The 19,301-nt window shown below is 54.0% G+C and carries 24 protein-coding genes; 18 read left to right on the top strand and 6 right to left on the bottom strand.

The genetic code is table 11. The annotated features are described in order from the left end of the window. The first annotated feature begins 111 nt into the window (after positions 1-111). The 15 genes from fliF (at position 112) to LQK91_RS03160 (ending at position 13,969) form a co-directional block, all read left to right on the top strand. Positions 112-1,839, top strand: coding sequence for a flagellar basal-body MS-ring/collar protein FliF (fliF, locus tag LQK91_RS03230; RefSeq protein WP_105099072.1), 1,728 nt, complete (start codon positions 112-114; stop codon positions 1,837-1,839). After that, a complete protein-coding gene (gene fliG / locus LQK91_RS03225) occupies positions 1,836-2,828 on the top strand; it encodes a flagellar motor switch protein FliG (protein WP_003854483.1) in 993 nt (330 codons plus the stop codon). Before fliF ends, fliG begins: the two co-directional genes overlap by 4 nt. Beyond that, on the top strand, positions 2,821-3,519 hold the full coding sequence (fliH, locus tag LQK91_RS03220) for a flagellar assembly protein FliH (protein WP_003854482.1): 699 nt from the start codon (positions 2,821-2,823) through the stop codon (positions 3,517-3,519). Before fliG ends, fliH begins: the two co-directional genes overlap by 8 nt. Continuing rightward, positions 3,519-4,880 carry a flagellar protein export ATPase FliI gene (gene fliI, locus LQK91_RS03215; protein WP_003854480.1) on the top strand — a complete coding sequence of 454 codons (1,362 nt, stop codon included), beginning with the start codon at positions 3,519-3,521 and terminating at the stop codon, positions 4,878-4,880. Before fliH ends, fliI begins: the two co-directional genes overlap by 1 nt. Positions 4,881-4,908: 28 nt before the next feature. After that, positions 4,909-5,352, top strand: coding sequence for a flagellar export protein FliJ (fliJ, locus tag LQK91_RS03210; RefSeq protein ID WP_003854478.1), 444 nt, complete (start codon positions 4,909-4,911; stop codon positions 5,350-5,352). Further along, positions 5,349-6,614: a flagellar hook-length control protein FliK gene (locus tag LQK91_RS03205; RefSeq protein ID WP_003854476.1), complete on the top strand. Its 1,266-nt coding sequence runs from the start codon at positions 5,349-5,351 to the stop codon at positions 6,612-6,614. The genes fliJ and LQK91_RS03205 overlap by 4 nt, the downstream gene beginning before the upstream one ends. 128 nt (positions 6,615-6,742) lie before the next feature. Continuing rightward, positions 6,743-7,228, top strand: a complete 486-nt coding sequence (gene fliL / locus LQK91_RS03200) for a flagellar basal body-associated protein FliL (protein ID WP_003854474.1) — start codon at positions 6,743-6,745, stop codon at positions 7,226-7,228. Positions 7,229-7,232: 4 nt separating this feature from the next. Beyond that, a complete protein-coding gene (gene fliM / locus LQK91_RS03195) occupies positions 7,233-8,240 on the top strand; it encodes a flagellar motor switch protein FliM (RefSeq protein WP_003854473.1) in 1,008 nt (335 codons plus the stop codon). After that, positions 8,233-8,640 carry a flagellar motor switch protein FliN gene (fliN, locus tag LQK91_RS03190; RefSeq protein ID WP_003854471.1) on the top strand — a complete coding sequence of 136 codons (408 nt, stop codon included), beginning with the start codon at positions 8,233-8,235 and terminating at the stop codon, positions 8,638-8,640. Before fliM ends, fliN begins: the two co-directional genes overlap by 8 nt. A 10-nt stretch (positions 8,641-8,650) precedes the next feature. Then, positions 8,651-9,049 carry a flagellar biosynthetic protein FliO gene (fliO, locus tag LQK91_RS03185; protein ID WP_003854470.1) on the top strand — a complete coding sequence of 133 codons (399 nt, stop codon included), beginning with the start codon at positions 8,651-8,653 and terminating at the stop codon, positions 9,047-9,049. Beyond that, positions 9,049-9,780 carry a flagellar type III secretion system pore protein FliP gene (gene fliP / locus LQK91_RS03180; protein ID WP_031593200.1) on the top strand — a complete coding sequence of 244 codons (732 nt, stop codon included), beginning with the start codon at positions 9,049-9,051 and terminating at the stop codon, positions 9,778-9,780. Before fliO ends, fliP begins: the two co-directional genes overlap by 1 nt. Before the next feature lie 26 nt (positions 9,781-9,806). After that, entirely contained in the window at positions 9,807-10,076 is a 270-nt protein-coding gene (gene fliQ / locus LQK91_RS03175; protein ID WP_003854466.1) for a flagellar biosynthesis protein FliQ, read from the top strand. Further along, positions 10,076-10,861 (top strand): flagellar biosynthetic protein FliR, encoded by a 786-nt coding sequence (gene fliR / locus LQK91_RS03170; protein ID WP_003854464.1) that lies wholly within the window; start codon positions 10,076-10,078, stop codon positions 10,859-10,861. Before fliQ ends, fliR begins: the two co-directional genes overlap by 1 nt. Before the next feature lie 624 nt (positions 10,862-11,485). Beyond that, a complete protein-coding gene (gene rcsA, locus LQK91_RS03165) occupies positions 11,486-12,121 on the top strand; it encodes a transcriptional regulator RcsA (protein WP_008926881.1) in 636 nt (211 codons plus the stop codon). Positions 12,122-12,262: 141 nt separating this feature from the next. Beyond that, positions 12,263-13,969, top strand: a complete 1,707-nt coding sequence (locus LQK91_RS03160; RefSeq protein ID WP_003854460.1) for a methyl-accepting chemotaxis protein — start codon at positions 12,263-12,265, stop codon at positions 13,967-13,969. A gap of 107 nt (positions 13,970-14,076) precedes the next feature. Here the strand turns inward: LQK91_RS03160 and dsrB are convergent, their stop codons facing one another. Beyond that, positions 14,077-14,271: a protein DsrB gene (gene dsrB, locus LQK91_RS03155; RefSeq protein WP_003854458.1), complete on the bottom strand. Its 195-nt coding sequence runs from the start codon at positions 14,269-14,271 to the stop codon at positions 14,077-14,079. Positions 14,272-14,333: 62 nt separating this feature from the next. Beyond that, positions 14,334-14,492, bottom strand: a complete 159-nt coding sequence (locus LQK91_RS03150; protein ID WP_003854456.1) for a YqaE/Pmp3 family membrane protein — start codon at positions 14,490-14,492, stop codon at positions 14,334-14,336. A 316-nt stretch (positions 14,493-14,808) separates the two neighbouring features. Between LQK91_RS03150 and LQK91_RS03145 the strand changes: the two genes are divergently transcribed. The 3 genes from LQK91_RS03145 (at position 14,809) to LQK91_RS03135 (ending at position 17,437) form a co-directional block, all read left to right on the top strand. Then, entirely contained in the window at positions 14,809-15,027 is a 219-nt protein-coding gene (locus LQK91_RS03145) for a DUF2525 domain-containing protein (protein WP_003854453.1), read from the top strand. A gap of 367 nt (positions 15,028-15,394) precedes the next feature. After that, positions 15,395-16,186, top strand: a complete 792-nt coding sequence (locus LQK91_RS03140) for a mannosyl-3-phosphoglycerate phosphatase-related protein (protein ID WP_105099071.1) — start codon at positions 15,395-15,397, stop codon at positions 16,184-16,186. 30 nt (positions 16,187-16,216) lie between these two features. Continuing rightward, entirely contained in the window at positions 16,217-17,437 is a 1,221-nt protein-coding gene (locus LQK91_RS03135; protein WP_003854447.1) for a glycosyl transferase, read from the top strand. A gap of 85 nt (positions 17,438-17,522) precedes the next feature. Here the strand turns inward: LQK91_RS03135 and LQK91_RS03130 are convergent, their stop codons facing one another. The 4 genes from LQK91_RS03130 to LQK91_RS03120 all read right to left on the bottom strand — a co-directional run bounded on the left by LQK91_RS03130 (position 17,523) and on the right by LQK91_RS03120 (position 19,251). Further along, on the bottom strand, positions 17,523-17,699 hold the full coding sequence (locus LQK91_RS03130) for a YodC family protein (RefSeq protein WP_003854445.1): 177 nt from the start codon (positions 17,697-17,699) through the stop codon (positions 17,523-17,525). Between the two features lie 188 nt (positions 17,700-17,887). After that, positions 17,888-18,019, bottom strand: coding sequence for a hypothetical protein (locus LQK91_RS21990; protein ID WP_003854444.1), 132 nt, complete (start codon positions 18,017-18,019; stop codon positions 17,888-17,890). 33 nt (positions 18,020-18,052) lie between these two features. Continuing rightward, a complete protein-coding gene (locus LQK91_RS03125; protein WP_003854441.1) occupies positions 18,053-18,964 on the bottom strand; it encodes a DUF808 family protein in 912 nt (303 codons plus the stop codon). 11 nt (positions 18,965-18,975) lie between these two features. Then, entirely contained in the window at positions 18,976-19,251 is a 276-nt protein-coding gene (locus LQK91_RS03120; protein WP_003854439.1) for a hypothetical protein, read from the bottom strand. Between the last annotated feature and the right edge of the window lie 50 nt (positions 19,252-19,301).

Raw genomic sequence — 19,301 nt, 5'->3', positions numbered from 1 at the left:
TTATCACCTAATAATGCCTGGCATTGAAGTGGAAATTTTATCTACGCAGGTCAGGGAGTCTGTTTTGCCATCTCAACTTACCCGGTCAATTACGTCAGGCAGGAAACGGTCATGAATGCGAGTACAGCCGCCACAACAGAACAAGAAAAGAAAGGCTTCGGTGACCTGTTAGCTCGCCTGCGCGCAAATCCGCGTATTCCTTTAGTCATCGCCGCGGCTGCTGTCATAGCAATCGTGATCGCGATGGTACTCTGGGCGAAACAGCCATCTTATAGCGTCCTTTATAATAACCTCACTGATGAGGATGGCGGTGCCATCGTCACGCAGCTGACACAGATGAACATTCCCTATCGCTTCGCCGAAAACGGCGGCGCATTAATGGTGCCTGAAGCGAATGTGCATGAGCTGCGTCTGCGTCTGGCTCAGCAGGGTCTGCCGAAAGGCGGCTCGGTAGGCTTCGAGCTGCTGGATAAAGAGAAGTTCGGTATCAGCCAGTTCAGCGAGCAGGTTAACTACCAGCGCGCGCTGGAAGGCGAACTGGCGCGCACCATCGAATCGCTGGGCCCGGTCAAAAGTGCCCGCGTTCATCTGGCAATGCCTAAACCCACCTTATTTGTGCGTGAGCAGAAAGCGCCCTCCGCCTCTGTCACCTTAACGCTGCAACCTGGCCGTGCGCTGGACGAAGGCCAGATTCAGGCCATTGCCCACATGGTCTCAAGCAGCGTCGCCGGTTTACCGCCGGGCAACGTGACGGTGGTTGATCAGACCGGACGCCTGCTGACTCGTTCTGATTCTGCTGGTCGCGATCTGAATGACGCGCAGCTGAAATACTCCTCTGAAGTTGAAGCGCGTTACCAGCAACGTATTGAAGCAATCCTGAATCCGATTCTTGGCCAGGGCAATGTGCATGCGCAGGTTACCGCGCAGATTAACTTCGACACTGCCGAGCAGACTGACGAGAAATATCAGCCTAACGCTAATCCGTCGAACTCAGCGATTCGTTCGCGTCAGACCAGCACCAGCGATCAATCAGGCAGCCCTTATCCGGGCGGCGTGCCGGGCGCACTTTCTAACCAGCCGGCGCCAGCCAACACCGCGCCGGTGACGACGCCGAACAACAATGCAGCCAACGGTCAGGCCGCGAATGGTCAGAATAACGCGGCGAATAACGCCAGCCAGACCACCAGCACTGCACCGGCCAGCTCAGGCCCGACGAATTCACGTCGTGATGACACGGTGAACTACGAGCTGGATCGCTCCATTCGTCATACCAAAGTCAACGTCGGCGACGTACAGCGCCTGTCGGTTGCGGTAGTGGTGAACTTTCGTGCAGATGATAAAGGCAAAGCCGTTGCGCTGAACGAACAACAACTGAAGCAGATTGAAGACCTGACCCGCGAAGCGATGGGCTACTCCCAGAGCCGTGGCGACAGCATTAACGTGGTGAACTCGCAGTTTAACACCACTGAACCTGTGACCACTGATTTGCCATTCTGGCAACAGCAGTCCTTCTTTGATCAGCTGATGGATGCCGGTAAGTGGCTGCTGGTTGCTCTGGTCGCCTTCGTCCTCTACCGCAAGATGGTTCGTCCGCATCTGGTTCGCAAGCAGGCCGCAGAGAAAGCCGCTGCTGAAGCCGTTGCCGCCCGTGCCGCTACTGATCAGCCGCAGGAAGAAGCCTTTAATGTGCAGCTCAGCAAAGATGAGCTGGATCAGGAACGTAAGTCAAACAACCGCATGAGCGCAGAAGTGATGAGTCAACGCATCCGCGACATGTCAGAAAATGATCCGCGCGTCGTCGCGCTGGTAATTCGCGAATGGATGAGTAAAGAGCTATGAGTCTGACCGGAACCGAAAAAAGCGCCATCCTCATGATGACCATTGGTGAAGAGCGTGCTGCGGAAGTTTTCAAACACCTGAATCAGCGCGAGGTGCAGCATCTTAGTGGTGCGATGGCCAATATGCGTCAGGTGTCGCACAAACAGCTGACAGAGGTGCTGCGTGAGTTCGAAGCAGATGCTGAGCAGTTCGCGGCGCTGAGCCTGAACTCGAACGAATACCTGCGTTCGGTGCTGACACGTGCACTGGGCGAAGAGCGTGCCTCCAGCCTGCTGGAGGACATTCTCGAAACGCGCGAAACCACCAGCGGTATGGAAACGCTCAACTTTATGGAACCGCAGGCCGCCGCCGACCTTATTCGCGACGAGCATCCACAGATTATCGCGACCATCCTGGTGCACCTCAAGCGTGCCCAGGCTGCGGATATCGTGGCGCTGTTCGACGAACGTCTGCGTCACGATGTGATGCTGCGTATCGCGACATTCGGTGGTGTGCAGCCAGCCGCGCTGGCCGAACTGACCGAAGTACTGAACGGCCTGCTGGATGGCACCAACCTCAAGCGCGCGAAGATGGGCGGCGTGAGAACGGCAGCCGAGATCATCAACCTGATGAAAACGCAGCAGGAAGAGGCCGTTATCGAAGCGGTACGCGACTTCGATGGCGAACTCGCACAGAAAATTATCGACGAGATGTTCCTGTTCGAAAACCTGGTGGCCGTGGACGACCGCAGCATCCAGCGTCTGTTGCAGGAAGTGGAGTCCGAGCAGCTGCTGGTTGCACTGAAAGGTGCCGAACAGCCACTGCGCGAGAAATTCCTCAAAAACATGTCAGCCCGTGCGGCCGATATCCTGCGCGACGATCTGGCCAACCGTGGTCCGGTTCGGATGTCGGCAGTGGAAAACGAACAGAAAGCAATCCTGCTGGTGGTTCGCCGCCTGGCCGAATCTGGCGAGATGGTGATTGGTGGTGGCGAGGAAACGTATGTCTGATGCATTTTCTGCCCGCCCCTGGCAGCTGTGGCAGCCCAATGATTTAGGCCGTTTTGATGAGCCTGAACCGGAGCTGCAGCCAGAAATCTACGACGCTGAAGATGGCGATGGCGTTGATGAGCAGCAACAGCAGCTTGAACGTCTGCAGCAGCAGATGCGGAAAGAGGCACAGAGTCAGGGTTACAACGAAGGTTATCAGCAGGGTGTGACCGAAGGACAGAAAGCGGGCTATGACGCCGGTTTTCAGCAGGGTCTGGCCGATGCCCAGCAGCAGCAGGCGCCACTTCAGGCGCGGATGCAGCAACTGGTAACGGAGTTCCAGAACACGCTGGAATCCCTGGACAGCGTCATCGCTGCCCGTCTGATGCAGCTGGCGCTGGAAGCGGCTCGCTCGGTGATTGGTCAGGCGACCACGGTAGATGGCACCGCCCTGCTACGCCAGATTCAGGGTTTACTGCAGCAGGAACCAATGTTCAGCGGCAAACCGCAGCTGCGTGTTCACCCGGATGATTTACAACGTATTGAGCAGACCCTGGGTCCGACGCTGGATCTGCATGGCTGGCGTCTGATCGCTGACAGCACCCTGCATCCTGGCGGCTGCAAACTCAGCGCAGAAGATGGCGACCTGGATGCCAGCGTCGCGACGCGCTGGCAGGAACTTTGCCGTCTTGCTGCACCTGGAGAAATTTAATGACCACCCGTCTGAATCGCTGGCTTGGCTCGCTCGACGCCTTTGAGAAACGGATCGCCCAGGTGCAGCCGGTGCGCCGTTATGGCCGCCTGACCCGCGCCACCGGCCTGGTGCTCGAAGCGACCGGCTTACAGCTGCCACTGGGTGCGACCTGTGTGATCGAACGCAACGATGGCAAAACCATCAGTGAAATCGAAAGCGAAGTGGTGGGATTCAACGGGCAGAAACTGCTGATGATGCCACTGGAAGAAGTGGACGGCATATTACCGGGTGCGCGTGTCTATGCGCGCCAGAACGGTGAGAACCCGCAGGCAGGCAAACAGATGATGCTGGGCCCGGAACTGCTGGGCCGCGTACTTGATGGCAGCGGTCGACCGCTGGATGGCCTGCCGTCGCCGGATACCGGCTATCGCGCACCGCTGAACACCCCGCCGTTTAACCCGCTGCAGCGTACGCCGATTACCGACGTGCTGGATACCGGCGTGCGGGCAATTAACGCCCTGCTGACGGTCGGTCGCGGACAGCGTATGGGCCTGTTCGCCGGTTCGGGCGTGGGTAAAAGCGTCCTGCTCGGCATGATGGCGCGCTATACCAAAGCCGACGTGATCGTGGTCGGTCTGATTGGCGAACGTGGCCGTGAAGTAAAAGATTTTATCGAGAACATTCTCGGTGCTGAAGGCCGTGCGCGTTCAGTGGTTATTGCCGCGCCGGCCGACGTGTCACCGCTACTGCGTATGCAGGGTGCCGCTTACGCCACCCGCATCGCGGAAGATTTTCGCGACCGCGGCAAGCATGTGTTGCTGATTATGGATTCCCTGACCCGCTACGCCATGGCGCAGCGTGAGATCGCCCTGGCAATCGGTGAACCGCCCGCAACCAAAGGCTATCCGCCTTCCGTGTTCGCCAAACTGCCTGCGCTGGTTGAGCGTGCCGGTAACGGCATCGACGGCGGCGGCTCGATCACTGCCTTCTATACCGTACTGACCGAAGGCGACGATCAGCAGGATCCGATTGCGGACTCTGCGCGCGCCATTCTCGACGGCCACATCGTGCTGTCGCGCCGGCTGGGCGAAGCGGGTCACTATCCGGCCATCGATATTGAAGCCTCGATCAGCCGTGCGATGACGCATCTGATCGATGAGAACCACTATGCACAGGTGCGCCAGTTTAAGCAGTTGCTTTCCAGCTTCCAGCGAAACCGCGATCTGGTCAGCGTCGGCGCCTATGCCGCCGGCAGCGATCCGATGCTGGATAAAGCGATCACGCTCTATCCGCAGATGGAAGCTTTCCTGCAACAGGGCATCTTTGAGCGCAGCGATTATGACGACGCCAGCCTGCATCTGCATGCGCTGTTTGGCTAGTCACACGAATTAACACGAGGTAACGGCAATGAAAACTGCAAATGCCATCGATACGCTGCGCGACCTAGCGGAGCAGGATCTCGAACGTGCCGCCATCTACTTAGGCGATATGCGTCGCGGCCAGCACGCCGCTAACGAGCAGCTGACGATGCTGCTCGATTATCAGGATGAGTATCGCAACAAGCTCAACGACGATATGTCATCCGGTATCGCCAGCACCCGCTGGACCAACTATCACCAGTTTATTCAGACGCTGGAAAAAGCGATTGAGCAGCATCGTAACCAGCTCAATAACTGGAATCAGCGGCTGGAACAGGCGCTGATCAACTGGCGCGACAAACAGCAGCGGCTGAACGCTTATCAGACGCTGATAACGCGTGCAGCAGAAAATGCATTACGACAGGAAAACCGTCTCGATCAGAAACGGATGGACGAATTTGCCCAACGGGCCGCATCGAGGAGAGGCGAATGATTACGCTGCCACATATTGCCACGAAAGCGTCGGTTAAAACCGACGCGGAACCATCAGTTTCAACCGATCTTGCAGCGGGTGAAGACGCGCTGCCTAAGGACTTTCTGACTGCGCTGGGAAACCAGCTGCTCGGCCTGGCGAAACAGCATGGGAAAGTGGCGCAATCCGCTGACGCTAAAGCAGAAAAGACTGATGACGCCCGCCCGAAGGCCCCCCTGAATGCACTGATGGCGGCGCTGGATAATCCTGCTGCGCTGACCGCCCTGTTTAAACCGGAAAATATTAAAGCTGGGTCAAAATCAGCCGATGATAAAGACAAGCCGGACGTGGCACCCTTAAGCGCCACTGACATGCAAAATGTGCAGGCGTTGTTCGCCATGTTACCCGGTGCGGTGACACCGACAGCGACACCGTCGACCCCGGTCAGCAGTGAGGCGGGCGAGCTGATTGCCCAGACCGACACCGGCCGGAAAAGTCAGACGTCGCTGACGCAACTGCTGAGCAGCGCACAGCCGGGCCACGAAACAGGTGACGATGAGAAGGCTGAAGTCAGAAGCGACGCACAAAGCAAACCTGCCGTCGCGACTGCCGCCAGCCAGAGCAACACCGCCGCGCAGAGTGCAACAGGCAATGGCCTGACGCTTGATAGCAGTTTTCAGCAGGCACTGAGCAATATGGTTAAGCAGGATGATCAAGCGATCAAAGCCAGCACCAGCGATAGCACGATCAACGCGATGCCCGTTGCCACCGCCAGCAGCCTGCCCGCCGCGGTGACCGCCTCCGCGACCATCAGCACCCCGTCAACGCCAACGCTGAACTCACAGCTGGGCAGCGACGAGTGGCAACAGGCGCTAAGTCAGCAGATTGTGATGTTCACGCGTAACGGCCAGCAGAACGCGGAATTGCGTTTACATCCGGCAGACCTTGGCGCTATCCAGATCAGCCTGAAACTGGATAACGACCAGGCACAAATTAATCTGGTTTCCGGCCATAGCCACGTCAGAGCGGCACTGGAAGCCGCAATACCGCAGTTGCGCAGTGCGCTGGCAGAAAGCGGTATTAACCTGGGCGAGAGTCAGGTGAGCAGTGACAGTTCCGCGCAGGGCCAGCAATTCCAGCAACAACAGGAGGCGCGCCGCGATGGAGAGCACGGCCGCTTCTCCCTCACCCAGGACAGTGACACCGACATTACGCCGATTGCCGTTCCCGCCGCCCTTCAGGCTCGTGTTAGCGGCAACAGCGCCGTCGATACTTTCGCCTGACAGCGGCAAACGCTGAAGGTAAGCGTAAAACCCGCGTCTTATCTACCCATTGGTTTGACTTAAGACGCGGATAATCTGTCCCGTGAGCCGAGAGGCTTGCCCATAATTCACAGGAAGTAACTGCAACCATGTCTGATAACGCGAAAGCAAAAGGCCGCAAACGTAAACTCTTAATACCAGTGTTGCTCATTGTAACGCTGGCCGCTTGCAGCGCGGCAGGGTATGCAGTCTGGCGAATGATGAATAAACATGAGGGCGATAAGCCTGAGGTGGCGAAAGTTGAACCGCCTCCCGCTCCGGTCTTTTTTGCACTTGATACATTTACGGTTAACCTGGTCAATCCCGACAACGATCCCGACCGCGTGCTTTACGTAGGCTTTACCCTGCGTCTGGCCGATGAGGATACCCGGCGTCGGTTGAATGACTATCTGCCTGAGGTGCGCAGCCGTTTGCTGCTGCTGCTCTCGCGTCAAAGCGCTGCGACGCTGGCGACAGAGCAAGGAAAGCAGGCGCTTGTTGAACAAATCAAACAGGCGCTGACACCCCCGCTGGTAAAAGGTCAACCTCCGCAGGCTGTAAGCGACGTGCTGTTTACTGCCTTCATTTTGAGGTGAATCAATGGGCGATAGCATTCTTTCCCAGGCTGAAATTGACGCCCTTTTAAACGGCGACAGTGGCAGCGCGGAAGAAGAAAAGAAACAAAACGGACCGGAAGGCGATATTCGTCCTTACGATCCGAATACCCAGCGCCGCGTGGTGCGCGAGCGTTTGCAGGCGCTGGAGATTATTAACGAGCGTTTTGCCCGTAGTTTCCGTATGGCGCTGTTTAACCTGCTGCGCCGTAGCCCGGATATCAGCGTCGGGGCGATCAAGATTCAGCCGTATCATGAGTTTGCCCGCAATCTGCCGGTGCCAACCAACCTGAACCTGATCCACCTGAAACCGTTGCGTGGTACAGCGCTGGTGGTGTTCTCACCAAGCCTGGTGTTTATCGCTGTCGACAACCTGTTTGGTGGCGACGGACGTTTTCCGACGAAAGTTGAAGGCCGTGAGTTTACCCATACCGAGCAGCGCGTTATTCGCCGCATGCTGAAGCTGGCGCTGGATGGTTACAGCGACGCATGGAAAGCCATTTATCCACTGGACGTTGAGTATGTACGTTCAGAGATGCAGGTAAAGTTCACCAACATCACCACTTCACCTAACGATATCGTGGTTAACACGCCGTTCCAGGTGGAGATTGGTAACCTGGTGGGTGAGTTTAATATCTGCATCCCGTTTTCAATGATTGAACCGCTGCGCGAGCTGCTGGTGAACCCACCGCTCGAAAACTCTCGTCAGGAAGATAACCACTGGCGCGACAACCTGGTCAAACAGGTGCAGCACTCTGAGCTGGAATTGATTGCGCACTTTGCCGAAACCTCACTGCGTCTGTCACGGATTTTGCAGCTGAAACCCGGTGACGTGCTGCCGATTGAGAAGCCGGAACGCATTATCGCCCATGTCGATAGCGTCCCGGTCTTAACCAGCCAATATGGCACGATGAATGGTCAGTACGCGCTCCGTGTCGAACACCTGATTAACCCGATTTTGAATTCGCTGAACGAGGAACAGCCCCATGACTGACAGTAATAAACCGTCTGACGATATCTCTGCGGACGATCTGTGGGCTGAAGCGATGAATGAGCAGGTCGGCAGCAGCAGTGCGCCGCAGACCGACGACGTCTTCAAATCATTCGACAGCGGCAACGTTGCTGGATCGCTGCAGGATATCGATCTGATTATGGATATCCCGGTGAAACTCACCGTGGAACTGGGTCGCACCAAAATGACCATTAAAGAGCTGCTGCGTTTAACGCAGGGTTCGGTGGTCTCGCTGGATGGCCTGGCAGGTGAACCGCTTGATATTCTGATCAACGGCTACCTGATCGCTCAGGGTGAAGTTGTCGTGGTGAACGACAAATATGGCGTGCGCATCACTGACATCATCACCCCATCTGAACGTATGCGTCGTCTGAGTCGCTAAGAGTCACACTATGAATAGCCAGAATCAAACGCTGCAACCGGCTGCACCGCACGCTCAGGCGATCTCAACCGGCTCTATGCTGGCTCAGGTCAGCAGCGTATTAGCCGTAATTATCTTATTGATTCTGGCCTGCGCCTGGCTGGCACGCCGTGTCGGCTTCGCGCCGAAAAAGGTCAGCAGCCAGGAGCTTAAACTCACCGCCAGCGTATCGGTGGGCCAGCGTGAGCGGGTGGTGATTATCGATACCGCCGATGCCCGTCTGGTGCTGGGCGTCACCGCACAGCAGGTTACCCATCTGCACACGCTGCCGCCGGGTGAACCGGTCGCTGTGACGCCGGTGAACAGTGCGCCACAGGATTTTCGTCAGCTGTTACAGAACCTGGTTAAACGTCCCGGAAAACCACAATGATGCGTCGACTGCTTCCTTTACTGCCACTGCTGTTACTGGCACCGGTTGCCCATGCCCAGCTGCCGGGCCTGGTGAGCCACTCACTGCCGAACGGCGGTCAGAGCTGGTCCCTGCCGGTTCAGACGCTGGTTTTTATCACTGCACTGACCTTTATTCCAGCCGTGCTGCTGATGATGACCAGTTTCACCCGCATCATCATCGTGTTTGGCTTACTGCGTAACGCCCTTGGCACGCCCTCGGCGCCGCCTAACCAGGTGCTGCTTGGACTGTCGCTGTTTCTGACCTTCTTTATTATGGCGCCGACGTTCGACAAAATTTATCAGGACGCTTATCTGCCATTCAGTCAGGACAAGATCAGCATGGATGTGGCGATCGATAAAGGCGCCCAGCCACTGCGCGAATTTATGCTGCGTCAGACCCGCGAAGCCGATTTAGCGCTGTTTGCCCGTCTGGCGAATACCGCCCCGATTGCCGGCCCTGAAGCGGTGCCGATGCGCATTCTGTTGCCCGCCTATGTCACCAGCGAGTTGAAGACGGCGTTCCAGATTGGCTTTACCGTGTTTATCCCGTTCCTGATCATCGATCTTGTGGTTGCCAGTGTGCTGATGGCGCTGGGAATGATGATGGTCCCGCCAGCGTCTATCGCGCTGCCGTTTAAACTGATGCTGTTTGTTCTGGTCGATGGCTGGCAACTGCTGGTCGGTTCACTGGCGCAAAGCTTCTACTCCTGATCCCCCTTTTCTTACCGGAGCAACATATGACACCTGAATCAGTAATGGTAATGGGACAGGAAGCGATGCGCGTCGCCCTGATGCTGGCCGCCCCGCTGCTGCTGGCAGCCCTGGTCAGTGGCCTGCTGATCAGCCTGATCCAGGCGGCGACGCAGGTCAACGAACAGACCTTATCCTTTATTCCTAAGATTCTGGCCGTTGCCACCACCGGTATCATTGCCGGTCCGTGGATGCTGAATCTGCTGCTGGATTATATCCGCACCGTCTTTACTAACCTGCCATACATCATCGGCTGATGATTACTCTCGATAGCAGCCAGCTGGTTCATTGGGTCAGCCAGTTCTTCTGGCCTCTGGTGCGCATCATGGCATTATTCGCCACTGCTCCCATCCTTAATGAACGATCTATCAGCAAGCGTGTCAAAATCGGTCTGGCGGTGATGATCACCTGGCTGGTCATGCCGCTGTTACCGGCTGTTAATGTGACGCTGTTTTCACCTCCCGGCTTTCTGCTGCTGATTCAGCAGATGCTGATTGGTATTGCCCTCGGCTTCACCATGCAGTTCGCGTTTGCGGCTGTGCGCCTTGCCGGTGAAGTGATTGGTTTGCAGATGGGCATCTCGTTCGCCACCTTTTTCGATCCCGGCAGCCGCCTGAACATGCCAGTGCTGGCCCGTTTTCTCGACATGCTGGCGATGCTGCTGTTCCTGACCTTTAACGGGCATCTGTGGCTGATTTCGCTGCTGGTGGACAGTTTTCATACGCTGCCGATTGGCGGTGAGCCGGTAAATGCCAACGCGTTCATGGCACTGGTGAAGTCGGGCGGATTAATTTTCCTTAACGGCATGATGTTAGCGCTGCCCTTAATCGTTTTGTTACTCATGGTAAATCTGGTACTGGGTTTGTTAAATCGTGTTTCACCACAGTTATCAATCTTCGCAATTGGCTTCCCTATTACCTTATCAGTTGGAATTTTAACCATCAGCTTGCTGATGCCCCTGCTAGCCCCGTTCTGTGAACGTTTATTCGGTGAAATTTTTGATTTACTCGCCCTGTTCCTGACAGAACTATCCCGTCCCTGAACATTAAGTTTCTAACTACCTTTGCAAAATGACACTTAAGTATCACAAAACCATCCATGCATCTTCAGAACCATGTTTTCCAGAATGCAACTAAGGAAATTCTGATAAACGTGCGCAGAGTCTGAAAATAATTCTTATTAAACCGGGCTTCGCGTATTTTAGTTGGGTGGTTCACAGAAGCGGTCAGACTGTGAATGTGCAGGCTAAATCGGCAAATCACTGTATTTACAAGAAAAAATTCTTTAAGTGATTTTTCTTGTTAAAAAAGTGTTTTTCCGGCATTGTCAACGCACGTTGAGACTTCACACTTTCGTAAAACAAATGTTTTTGAGAATTGTCCTATCAGAAAACGCTTTGTTTTCTAGGATAGTGATACAGCTCTCAAAAATGCGTTTTACTGCTTCCGACACTTCACTGGCACTCCCCCGCCATGGTCGGAGAGTGTGTGACGTCATGGCGGCACAAAATTTTTGCAGAACGGGTCAGGGATGAAGACTTTTACGGGCGGTTGCCTGTTGCCAAACTGCACGAGCAGAATAAAAAGTATCTAAGAAATCTCTCTCGTACCGCAACGCGTATTCATCGTTGATTTAAACGGATAACAAATTGGTGAGGGTCGCTATTATGCCAACTATTATTATGGATTCCTGCAACTACACACGCCTGGGATTATCAGACTATATGTCTTTAAAAGGAGTTAAGAAGAAAAATATCTCATCTGTCTCCGATATTGAGCAACTACAGCAGAAATGTGAGCAATTAAATCCTGGTGTCGTCTTTATTAATGAAGATTGTTTCATTCATGAGTCAGATTCCAGTGAACGTATTCGCAGTATTATTACGCAGCATCCGGACACACTGTTCTTTATATTCATGGCGATTAGCAATATCCATTTTGAGGAATATCTCTACGTTCGTAAGAACCTGATTATTACATCAAAATCGATGAAGACATCGACCCTGGACTCCTTACTCGGCACCTATTTGCAGAAGAAGCTTAACCAGTCTGCACGCATCTCTTCTGGCATGGATGTTCATCCATTAACGTTGAGCCAGACTGAGTCAAACATGCTGAAGATGTGGATGTCAGGTCATGATACCATTCAGATCTCAGATAAAATGCAAATTAAGGCCAAAACGGTATCGTCACACAAAGGTAATATTAAACGCAAAATCAAAACCCATAATAAGCAGGTTATTTATCATGTGGTGCGTTTGACCGATAATGTGACCTCGGGTATTTACGTTAATATTCGCTGATCGTAAATCCTGAAGAACCGGCCGGTATGGCCGGTTTTTTTTTGCACTAAATTGCGATCCATGTCTCATTCTTACTGCTAACCTTTTTCGCTCTTTTGCCGATGTTATGCCTTATAACAACAGCCTCAAGAGAGCAAGGATATGAACACTGCATTAGATAATGATGGACAGAAAAGCGCTGGCATCTGGCAGAATCTCCGCCTGGTGCCGCTGTTTAGCCTGATCTTCGGCGGCATTTTGCTGCTGTTCGCACTCTGCATTGGTGTCGCCAGTTACTTTCTGATTTTAAGCAACCACTCACTTGATGATGCCACGGACGAAATTCAGGTTCGTATGGGCCTTTCTAACAGTTCAAACCACCTGCGTACTGCGCGACTGACCATTATTCAGGCGGGTGCCGCCGCGCGTATCGGTGAAATGGACGATTTTCGTGCCAATATCGCCGCCGCTGAAAAACGTATTCAACAGGCAAAGCAGGGGTTCGCGGTCTATATGGCGCGTGTAGTGAAGACGCCAGCAGACGTTGAACTGGACGCCACACTGCAGACCCGCTTCAACAATTACATCAATAAAGGCCTGATACCGATGATCGATTCCGGTAAACAGGGCAGTTTTGAGGGCATTATCGCTCAGGAGACGGACGTTACCCGCAAGCTGGATGACGAGTACAACGCGGTATTACTCAAAGCGATCAAGATTCGTACTGACCGCGCCAATGCCATTACCGCTGAAGCGGATCAGCAATCGCGCATCGGCTTTATCTCAATGGCTGTGGCGTTCAGTGCCGCACTGGTGCTGGTGCTGCTGACCTTTGTGTTCCTGCGCCGCGTGGTCATTAGCCCCCTGCGTCAGTCTGTGCTGCGTATCGAGCGTATTGCGCAGGGCGATCTGACCTCCGCCCCCCTGCCCTTTGGTCGCAGTGAGATTGGTACACTGATCCACAATCTGCAGCTGATGCAGCAGTCGCTGGTGACCACCGTGGGTACGGTGCGTGAAGGCGCAGTGGCCATTTATCAGGGTTCCAGCGAAATATCAGCCGGTAACACCGATCTCTCATCCCGTACCGAGCAGCAGGCAGCGGCACTGGAGCAGACCGCAGCCAGCATGGAACAACTTACCGCCACAGTGAAACAGAACGCCGAGAATGCGCATCACGCCAGTCAGCTCGCCGCAGATGCCTCAGGCAAAGCGCGCAGCGGAGGCGATCTGGTCAATAATGTCGTGAAAACCATGACCAATATTTCCGGCAGCTCGAAGAAAATCGCTGAGATCACCAATGTCATTAATAGCATTGCGTTCCAGACCAATATTCTGGCGCTGAACGCGGCGGTTGAAGCGGCACGGGCCGGTGAACAGGGACGTGGTTTTGCGGTGGTAGCGAGCGAAGTGCGAAATCTGGCCCAGCGCAGTGCGCAGGCTGCTAAAGAGATAGAATCTTTAATAGCGGAGTCGGTTACGCTGATCAATGACGGTTCGCATCAGGTCGGCGCGGCCGGGAACACGATGGGTGAAATTGTAGAAGCAGTCCGTCGCGTCACCGACATTATGTCAGAGATTGCCGCAGCGTCGGATGAACAGAGCCGTGGCATTCAGCAGGTGAGCCAGGCGGTTACCGAGATGGATAACGTTACCCAGCAGAACGCCTCTCTGGTGGAAGAAGCTTCAGCCGCAGCAGCCTCGCTTGAAGATCAGGCCGGTAAATTAACACAGGCGGTAGCCGCATTCCGCCTGCACGACTCCCCCGCTACCGCAGGTGTGGCTCCACGCGCCGCTGCACCACTCAAAACACCGGCACTGGCAGCACGTCCTGCGCTCGCCACCGGTACTGATAACTGGGAAACCTTCTAAACTCTTCGCCAGTCATCCCGGGCGGGCGACGACTGCCGGGGGATTAACAACAGCAAAAAGCCGCGTTTCCGTATACCGGAACGCGGCTTTTTTATTGCGCGTCAGGTTCAGGCATCCTGGCAAGGCTCTACAAAAATGCCATCCGGCTGGTTTGTTTCATTAAAAAACCAGATACCCAATGGGTAATCTTCCAGCGCCACTAAAAACATAGTGCCTTCATTGAATGGCTCCATAGCCAGAATGTTGCCTGTGCGACGTGGGCCGCCATCGGTTTTAACGCTGACGCGGTCATTTACCTTCATTTCGGTTCTCCAGATAATATCCTGAATACAGTCTAAACGAAGAACCGTGCCAATGCAGCGCGTTACCGGCGGGCAATAACCCAGACGGCGTGAATGATGCCCGGGATATAACCACAGATCGTCAGCAGGATGTTCAGCCAGAATGCGCCGCCAAAACCAACCTGCATAAACACGCCCAGTGGTGGCAGCAATATCGCAATAATAATTCGTAAAATGTCCATGACCATTCCTTTAGGTATTGATAAAAATCAGCTTTATTATCAACTATAGCTGAATATGCTCTGTCAGGACATAAAGTCAGGTAAATCTGAGTAAGGATAAAGTTTTGCAGTATCTTAACGTTTTACCGCAAGATTTCTTACGCGCCTCGCCTATACACTTCCCTGACTGCACCACCCCAATAGGTGCAGCCAAAATGCAAGTAACAAGGATTTTGCCCGCGCAGCGCGGGCTTTTTTTTGCCTGAAATTTGCCCTCGCCCGCCTTTCTGCATCAGGTTCTATACTCAATATTCTGTTTGCTCTCAGGAGTCAGAAAATGAAAGACGAAATGCAGCACAGCGAGGGTCAGCCGTCAGATTTACAGGTTGATATCGAGGGTTTACTAACGGCTATTCAGGCCAGAACGTCTGGAGAAATTCGGGAGTATATGGATCAGGACCAGCAGCCACGGCTGGAAGTTGAAGGCCGGGTTTTTCACTCCTACACCGAACTGGCAGAGGCGTTTGAGATCGACATTTCGAATTATCGCGCCTGAGAACTTGATGGCTGAAATCGATTTCAAAAAAATACCCGGCGGGAAGGCCGGGTAAAAAACTCATTCGTTACACCAGGGAATTCTTAACACCTCTGCAGATTACCCTATCCCTGGATTGAAACAAGCATCAGATATGCACATTTTTGCAACATGTCAGACAGATATGGAAAAATGTTACCGGAAACACCGCGCCAGCTGGTCATTGCGCCCCGCACACTTCATGCATCCCTCGGATTATTGCGACCTGGTTTTAAGAATTATCCTGGATTTCGGGCCAATGACGCAGGAAAAAAAGTGTGAGCCATATTCAACTATAATATTGAAAAATCGCCGCTTTAGCCGCGAACGTGATGAAAGGAGCCTGTTAATGCCCGATCTCCACCAGCCGTTAATGATTATTACCGATTTGGATGGTTCACTACTGGACCATCATACCTATCGCTGGGATGCGGCCACCGAGTGGCTCACCACGCTGAAACACCATGCGGTTCCGCTGGTGATCTGTTCCAGCAAAACAGCGGCCGAAATTATTCCGCTGCAAAAAAGGCTCGGCATCAGCGGTTCGCCGTTTATTGCTGAGAATGGCGCAGTGATACAGACACAGGATCAACAGCGGATTCGCCTGCCTGATAACACGCTGACTTATGACAACCTCTGTCTGCGCCTGGCTGCTTTAAAAAAAGATTTTCGCTTTACCGGTTTTCATGACTTCTCTGATCCGGAAGTTGCCTCAATGACTGGATTAAGCGAAGCGGAATCAGCGCTGTCCCGTCAGCGCGACGCTTCTGAAGTCATTGTCTGGCGCGACAGTGACGAAGCCTTTGACCGTTTTCATGACGCACTTCGCGCTGAAGGTCTTGCGCTGACCCAGGGCGGACGTTTCTGGCATGTGCTGCCCGCCGGGAGCGGCAAAGGCGAAGCGCTGCGCTGGCTGCTGGATCACTTCCCCGGAGAGACACGCACCACAATCGGTCTGGGCGACGGGCCTAATGATGCGCCGATGCTGGATGCGGTTGATTATGCCGTGGTGATTAAAGGCTACAGTAAAACGCCGGTGACACTCAGCCGGACCGACCCTGCTCAGGTTTATCACACGGCTCATCATGGCCCTGAAGGCTGGCGTGAAGGGCTGGACTATTTTCTGACTCAATCTCAATAAGCTGCCCACGGGCATTAAAAGGATGATGCGATGAGTGACTTTTACCAGAATGGCGTAATCACTAACTTCCACAACCTTACCCACCGCAGTGTGGAGTCGCTGGAAAAAGAGATGGTACGCTTTGCCCGCAAACGCAAAATGGGGCTGATCCTGCCATCGCTATTTTCCGAACTTGAAGGCCCGGCGCTGACAAAAATTGTTGATGAACTGGCTAAAGTGCCTTATCTGGATGAAATCGTGATTGGTCTGGACCGTGCCGACCGCGACCAGTTCCTGTTTGCCCGCGAATTCTTCTCCCGTCTGCCGCAACGGCATCGCATTCTGTGGAACGATGGCCCCCGCCTCAAGGCGATCGATGCGGAACTGGATAAAGAGGGTCTGTCACCCACCAATCCGGGTAAAGGCCGCAATGTCTGGTTTTGTACCGGTTACACCCTGGCGTCGGACCGCACCAGCTGTGTGGCATTGCATGACTGCGATATTGTCACCTATGAGCGCGGCATGCTGGCCCGTCTGCTTTACCCGCTGGCAAACCCGGCGTTTCAGTATGAATTCTGTAAAGGGTTCTATGCGCGAGTTGCGGATGGCAAGCTTAATGGCCGCGTAGGCCGTCTTCTGGTCGGGCCGCTGCTGCGCTCGCTGCAGAAAGTCTATGGCCATTCCGAATATCTGGATTATCTGTCGAGCTTCCGCTATCCGCTCTCCGGCGAGTTCGCTATGCGAACCCATGTGCTGAACGGCATTAAAATCCCCGGCGACTGGGGGCTTGAGATTGGTGTGCTGTCAGAGATTTACCGCAACTACACCACCCGTCAGTCGTGCCAGGTGGAAATCGCCGATAATTACGATCACAAGCATCAGCCACTGGCGGAAGATGATGGCACCGGCGGCCTGAAGCGTATGAGCAGCGATATCGTCCAGTCACTGCTGCGTAAGCTCGCCACCATGGGTGTGCCGTTGACCAGCGACTCGTTTCGTGTGCTGAAAGCAACCTATTACCGTAATGCGCTGGATATGATGGAGACCTATAACCACGAGGCGGCGATGAACGGGCTGAAGTTTGATCAGCATGTGGAAGAGGCAGCAGTAGAGATGTTTACCCAGTCCATTCTGGAAGCGGGCCAGGCTTTTATTGAGCGACCTAACGATAAGCCGTTTATACCGAGCTGGAGCCGTGTCCAGTCTGCTTTTCCGGACGTGCTGCAGCGTATCTATCAGGCCGTTGAAGAGGATAACGACGGGAATGTCTGAAACAGGACGGCACAGGGACGTGCCGGGCCATCAATAAACTTTAAGCGGGCCTGGCGGGTCACTGGACCCACAGGCCTGTATGCTATTAGCTCGCCAGTTGCTCAGGATTCAGGGCGCTCAGCTCATCACTACGAAAGGCTTCACTGCGAACAGCATAACCGTCGTACCAGCGGCATTCCACCATGCCACTCGCGAAGCCGGTCACCACCATCGTCTGTCCCTGTTCCTTGTGCTGCACTTCTTCACTGATTGCGAAAACCATATTGCGCTCCTTTGATTACCGGTGTGTTATTAACCTGAGTGACTATTTTCTTTATAGCAGGCGAAGAAGGTTCCTGCCTGTTAAGGCACGCAAAAAAAGGGCAAATTCGGAATTAATCAGCTGGATATGCGGAAAATAAAAAAAGCGGATAAAAACTTATCCGCTTTGATGAGGTCTTGACGCTGACGTCAGATTTTACAGCCTTCGCAATCGGCTTCGTCGCCGAGATCATCCGGCACTTCGCTGGCTTTTTTCTCCGCTTTCGCTTCAGCCTGCTCAAGTTGTGCGTCGATATCAAATTCAAACATGTCGTCGTTCATCGTCATTCTCCTGACCGTAAATCACAGTGCGCTTTATACCGATTTTCCGCGCACTCTGGCAATAAGGTTAACCACTAACAGCACGATCGACCCAATGATAAAACCAAGCACCAGGTTTGCGCCATTACTCAGGAGCATGGCGATCCAGCCGTTAAAGCCGCTGCTGACTTGCCCGATGAGGTGATGCAGCGGTTCAATGCCATGCACCACGATGCCACCACCCACAAGGAACATCGCGATGGTGCCGACCACTGAAAGAATCTTCATCAACCAGGGCGCTGCAGCCAGCAGCACGCTGCCGATGCCCTGCGCAAGCCGCGAGGTTTTTTCACGCAGCCAGAAGCCAAGGTCATCAATTTTCACGATGGCGGCCACGATGCCGTACACGCCAATGGTGACCAGAATCGCGATGCCCGCCAGAATAATCACCTGGTTAAGCAGCGGTGCGTCCGACACAATCCCTAAGGTAATCGCGACAATTTCAGCAGAGAGAATGAAATCCGTGCGCACCGCGCCTTTGATCTTCTTCTTCTCGAACTCTGCCGCATTCTCTTTAGCCAGTGAGTCAAGTCGCTGCTTGCGCGCTTCCGGTGATTTGCTCTGCTTATCCTGTTGTAGCGTGTGCATGACCTTTTCAACGCCTTCGTAACAGAGATAGGCCCCGCCAATCATCAGCAGCGGCGTGATAAGCCAGGGCGCAAACGCAGAGATGACCAGCGCCATGGGCACCAGGATCAGTTTGTTGAGGAACGAGCCCTTGGCAACGCCCCAGACCACAGGCAGCTCACGATTGGCTTTTACGCCGGTGACCTGCTGTGCATTCAGCGACAGATCGTCGCCCAGTACGCCAGCGGTTTTTTTTGCCGCCACTTTCCCCATGACGGAAATATCGTCCAGAAGTGTTGCAATATCATCAAGTAAAGTCAGTAAACTGGTGCCTGCCAAAATTCTTATCCTTAGTCTGGTTCGTTATGTTGACAACATGGGCAGCGCTCAATTTCCGTAACGGTCATCTCTGCGATGCCCTCACAATCCCACTCCACCCGTACCGTCTCACCTGCTTTGCCTTCAGCATGCAAATATTTGCTGACCGGGCTTTCGGTCATGCCGGTAATCTCCTCCGTGGCAATAAGCCTGTCACCGCAGTAGACCCGCGCAGTCGCTTTGGTGTTAACCATCCGCTCGTCACGAATCTGATAGAGGCGTTTTACCGTCAGTTTTATGCTGCTCATTTAGGCTCCTGGCCACGGAGAAAGCGCAGATCTAACCAATTATGTTCCTG

The organism is Pantoea sp. MHSD4 (assembly GCF_021043305.1).
GTDB classification, from domain to species: Bacteria; Pseudomonadota; Gammaproteobacteria; order Enterobacterales; family Enterobacteriaceae; genus Pantoea; species Pantoea eucalypti.
This window is presented reverse-complemented; position numbering and strand designations above follow the sequence as displayed.

Excerpts from the sequence above, each read along its gene's own strand:
- fliF (WP_105099072.1), top strand. The coding sequence starts at position 112 with ATGAATGCGAGTACAGCCGCCACAACAGAACAAGAAAAGAAAGGCTTC.
- fliG (WP_003854483.1), top strand. The coding sequence starts at position 1,836 with ATGAGTCTGACCGGAACCGAAAAAAGCGCCATCCTCATGATGACCATT.
- fliH (WP_003854482.1), top strand. The coding sequence starts at position 2,821 with ATGTCTGATGCATTTTCTGCCCGCCCCTGGCAGCTGTGGCAGCCCAAT.
- fliI (WP_003854480.1), top strand. The coding sequence starts at position 3,519 with ATGACCACCCGTCTGAATCGCTGGCTTGGCTCGCTCGACGCCTTTGAG.
- fliJ (WP_003854478.1), top strand. The coding sequence starts at position 4,909 with ATGAAAACTGCAAATGCCATCGATACGCTGCGCGACCTAGCGGAGCAG.
- LQK91_RS03205 (WP_003854476.1), top strand. The coding sequence starts at position 5,349 with ATGATTACGCTGCCACATATTGCCACGAAAGCGTCGGTTAAAACCGAC.
- fliL (WP_003854474.1), top strand. The coding sequence starts at position 6,743 with ATGTCTGATAACGCGAAAGCAAAAGGCCGCAAACGTAAACTCTTAATA.
- fliM (WP_003854473.1), top strand. The coding sequence starts at position 7,233 with ATGGGCGATAGCATTCTTTCCCAGGCTGAAATTGACGCCCTTTTAAAC.
- fliN (WP_003854471.1), top strand. The coding sequence starts at position 8,233 with ATGACTGACAGTAATAAACCGTCTGACGATATCTCTGCGGACGATCTG.
- fliO (WP_003854470.1), top strand. The coding sequence starts at position 8,651 with ATGAATAGCCAGAATCAAACGCTGCAACCGGCTGCACCGCACGCTCAG.
- fliP (WP_031593200.1), top strand. The coding sequence starts at position 9,049 with ATGCGTCGACTGCTTCCTTTACTGCCACTGCTGTTACTGGCACCGGTT.
- fliQ (WP_003854466.1), top strand. The coding sequence starts at position 9,807 with ATGACACCTGAATCAGTAATGGTAATGGGACAGGAAGCGATGCGCGTC.
- fliR (WP_003854464.1), top strand. The coding sequence starts at position 10,076 with ATGATTACTCTCGATAGCAGCCAGCTGGTTCATTGGGTCAGCCAGTTC.
- rcsA (WP_008926881.1), top strand. The coding sequence starts at position 11,486 with ATGCCAACTATTATTATGGATTCCTGCAACTACACACGCCTGGGATTA.
- LQK91_RS03160 (WP_003854460.1), top strand. The coding sequence starts at position 12,263 with ATGAACACTGCATTAGATAATGATGGACAGAAAAGCGCTGGCATCTGG.
- dsrB (WP_003854458.1), bottom strand. The coding sequence starts at position 14,271 with ATGAAGGTAAATGACCGCGTCAGCGTTAAAACCGATGGCGGCCCACGT.
- LQK91_RS03150 (WP_003854456.1), bottom strand. The coding sequence starts at position 14,492 with ATGGACATTTTACGAATTATTATTGCGATATTGCTGCCACCACTGGGC.
- LQK91_RS03145 (WP_003854453.1), top strand. The coding sequence starts at position 14,809 with ATGAAAGACGAAATGCAGCACAGCGAGGGTCAGCCGTCAGATTTACAG.
- LQK91_RS03140 (WP_105099071.1), top strand. The coding sequence starts at position 15,395 with ATGCCCGATCTCCACCAGCCGTTAATGATTATTACCGATTTGGATGGT.
- LQK91_RS03135 (WP_003854447.1), top strand. The coding sequence starts at position 16,217 with ATGAGTGACTTTTACCAGAATGGCGTAATCACTAACTTCCACAACCTT.
- LQK91_RS03130 (WP_003854445.1), bottom strand. The coding sequence starts at position 17,699 with ATGGTTTTCGCAATCAGTGAAGAAGTGCAGCACAAGGAACAGGGACAG.
- LQK91_RS21990 (WP_003854444.1), bottom strand. The coding sequence starts at position 18,019 with ATGAACGACGACATGTTTGAATTTGATATCGACGCACAACTTGAGCAG.
- LQK91_RS03120 (WP_003854439.1), bottom strand. The coding sequence starts at position 19,251 with ATGAGCAGCATAAAACTGACGGTAAAACGCCTCTATCAGATTCGTGAC.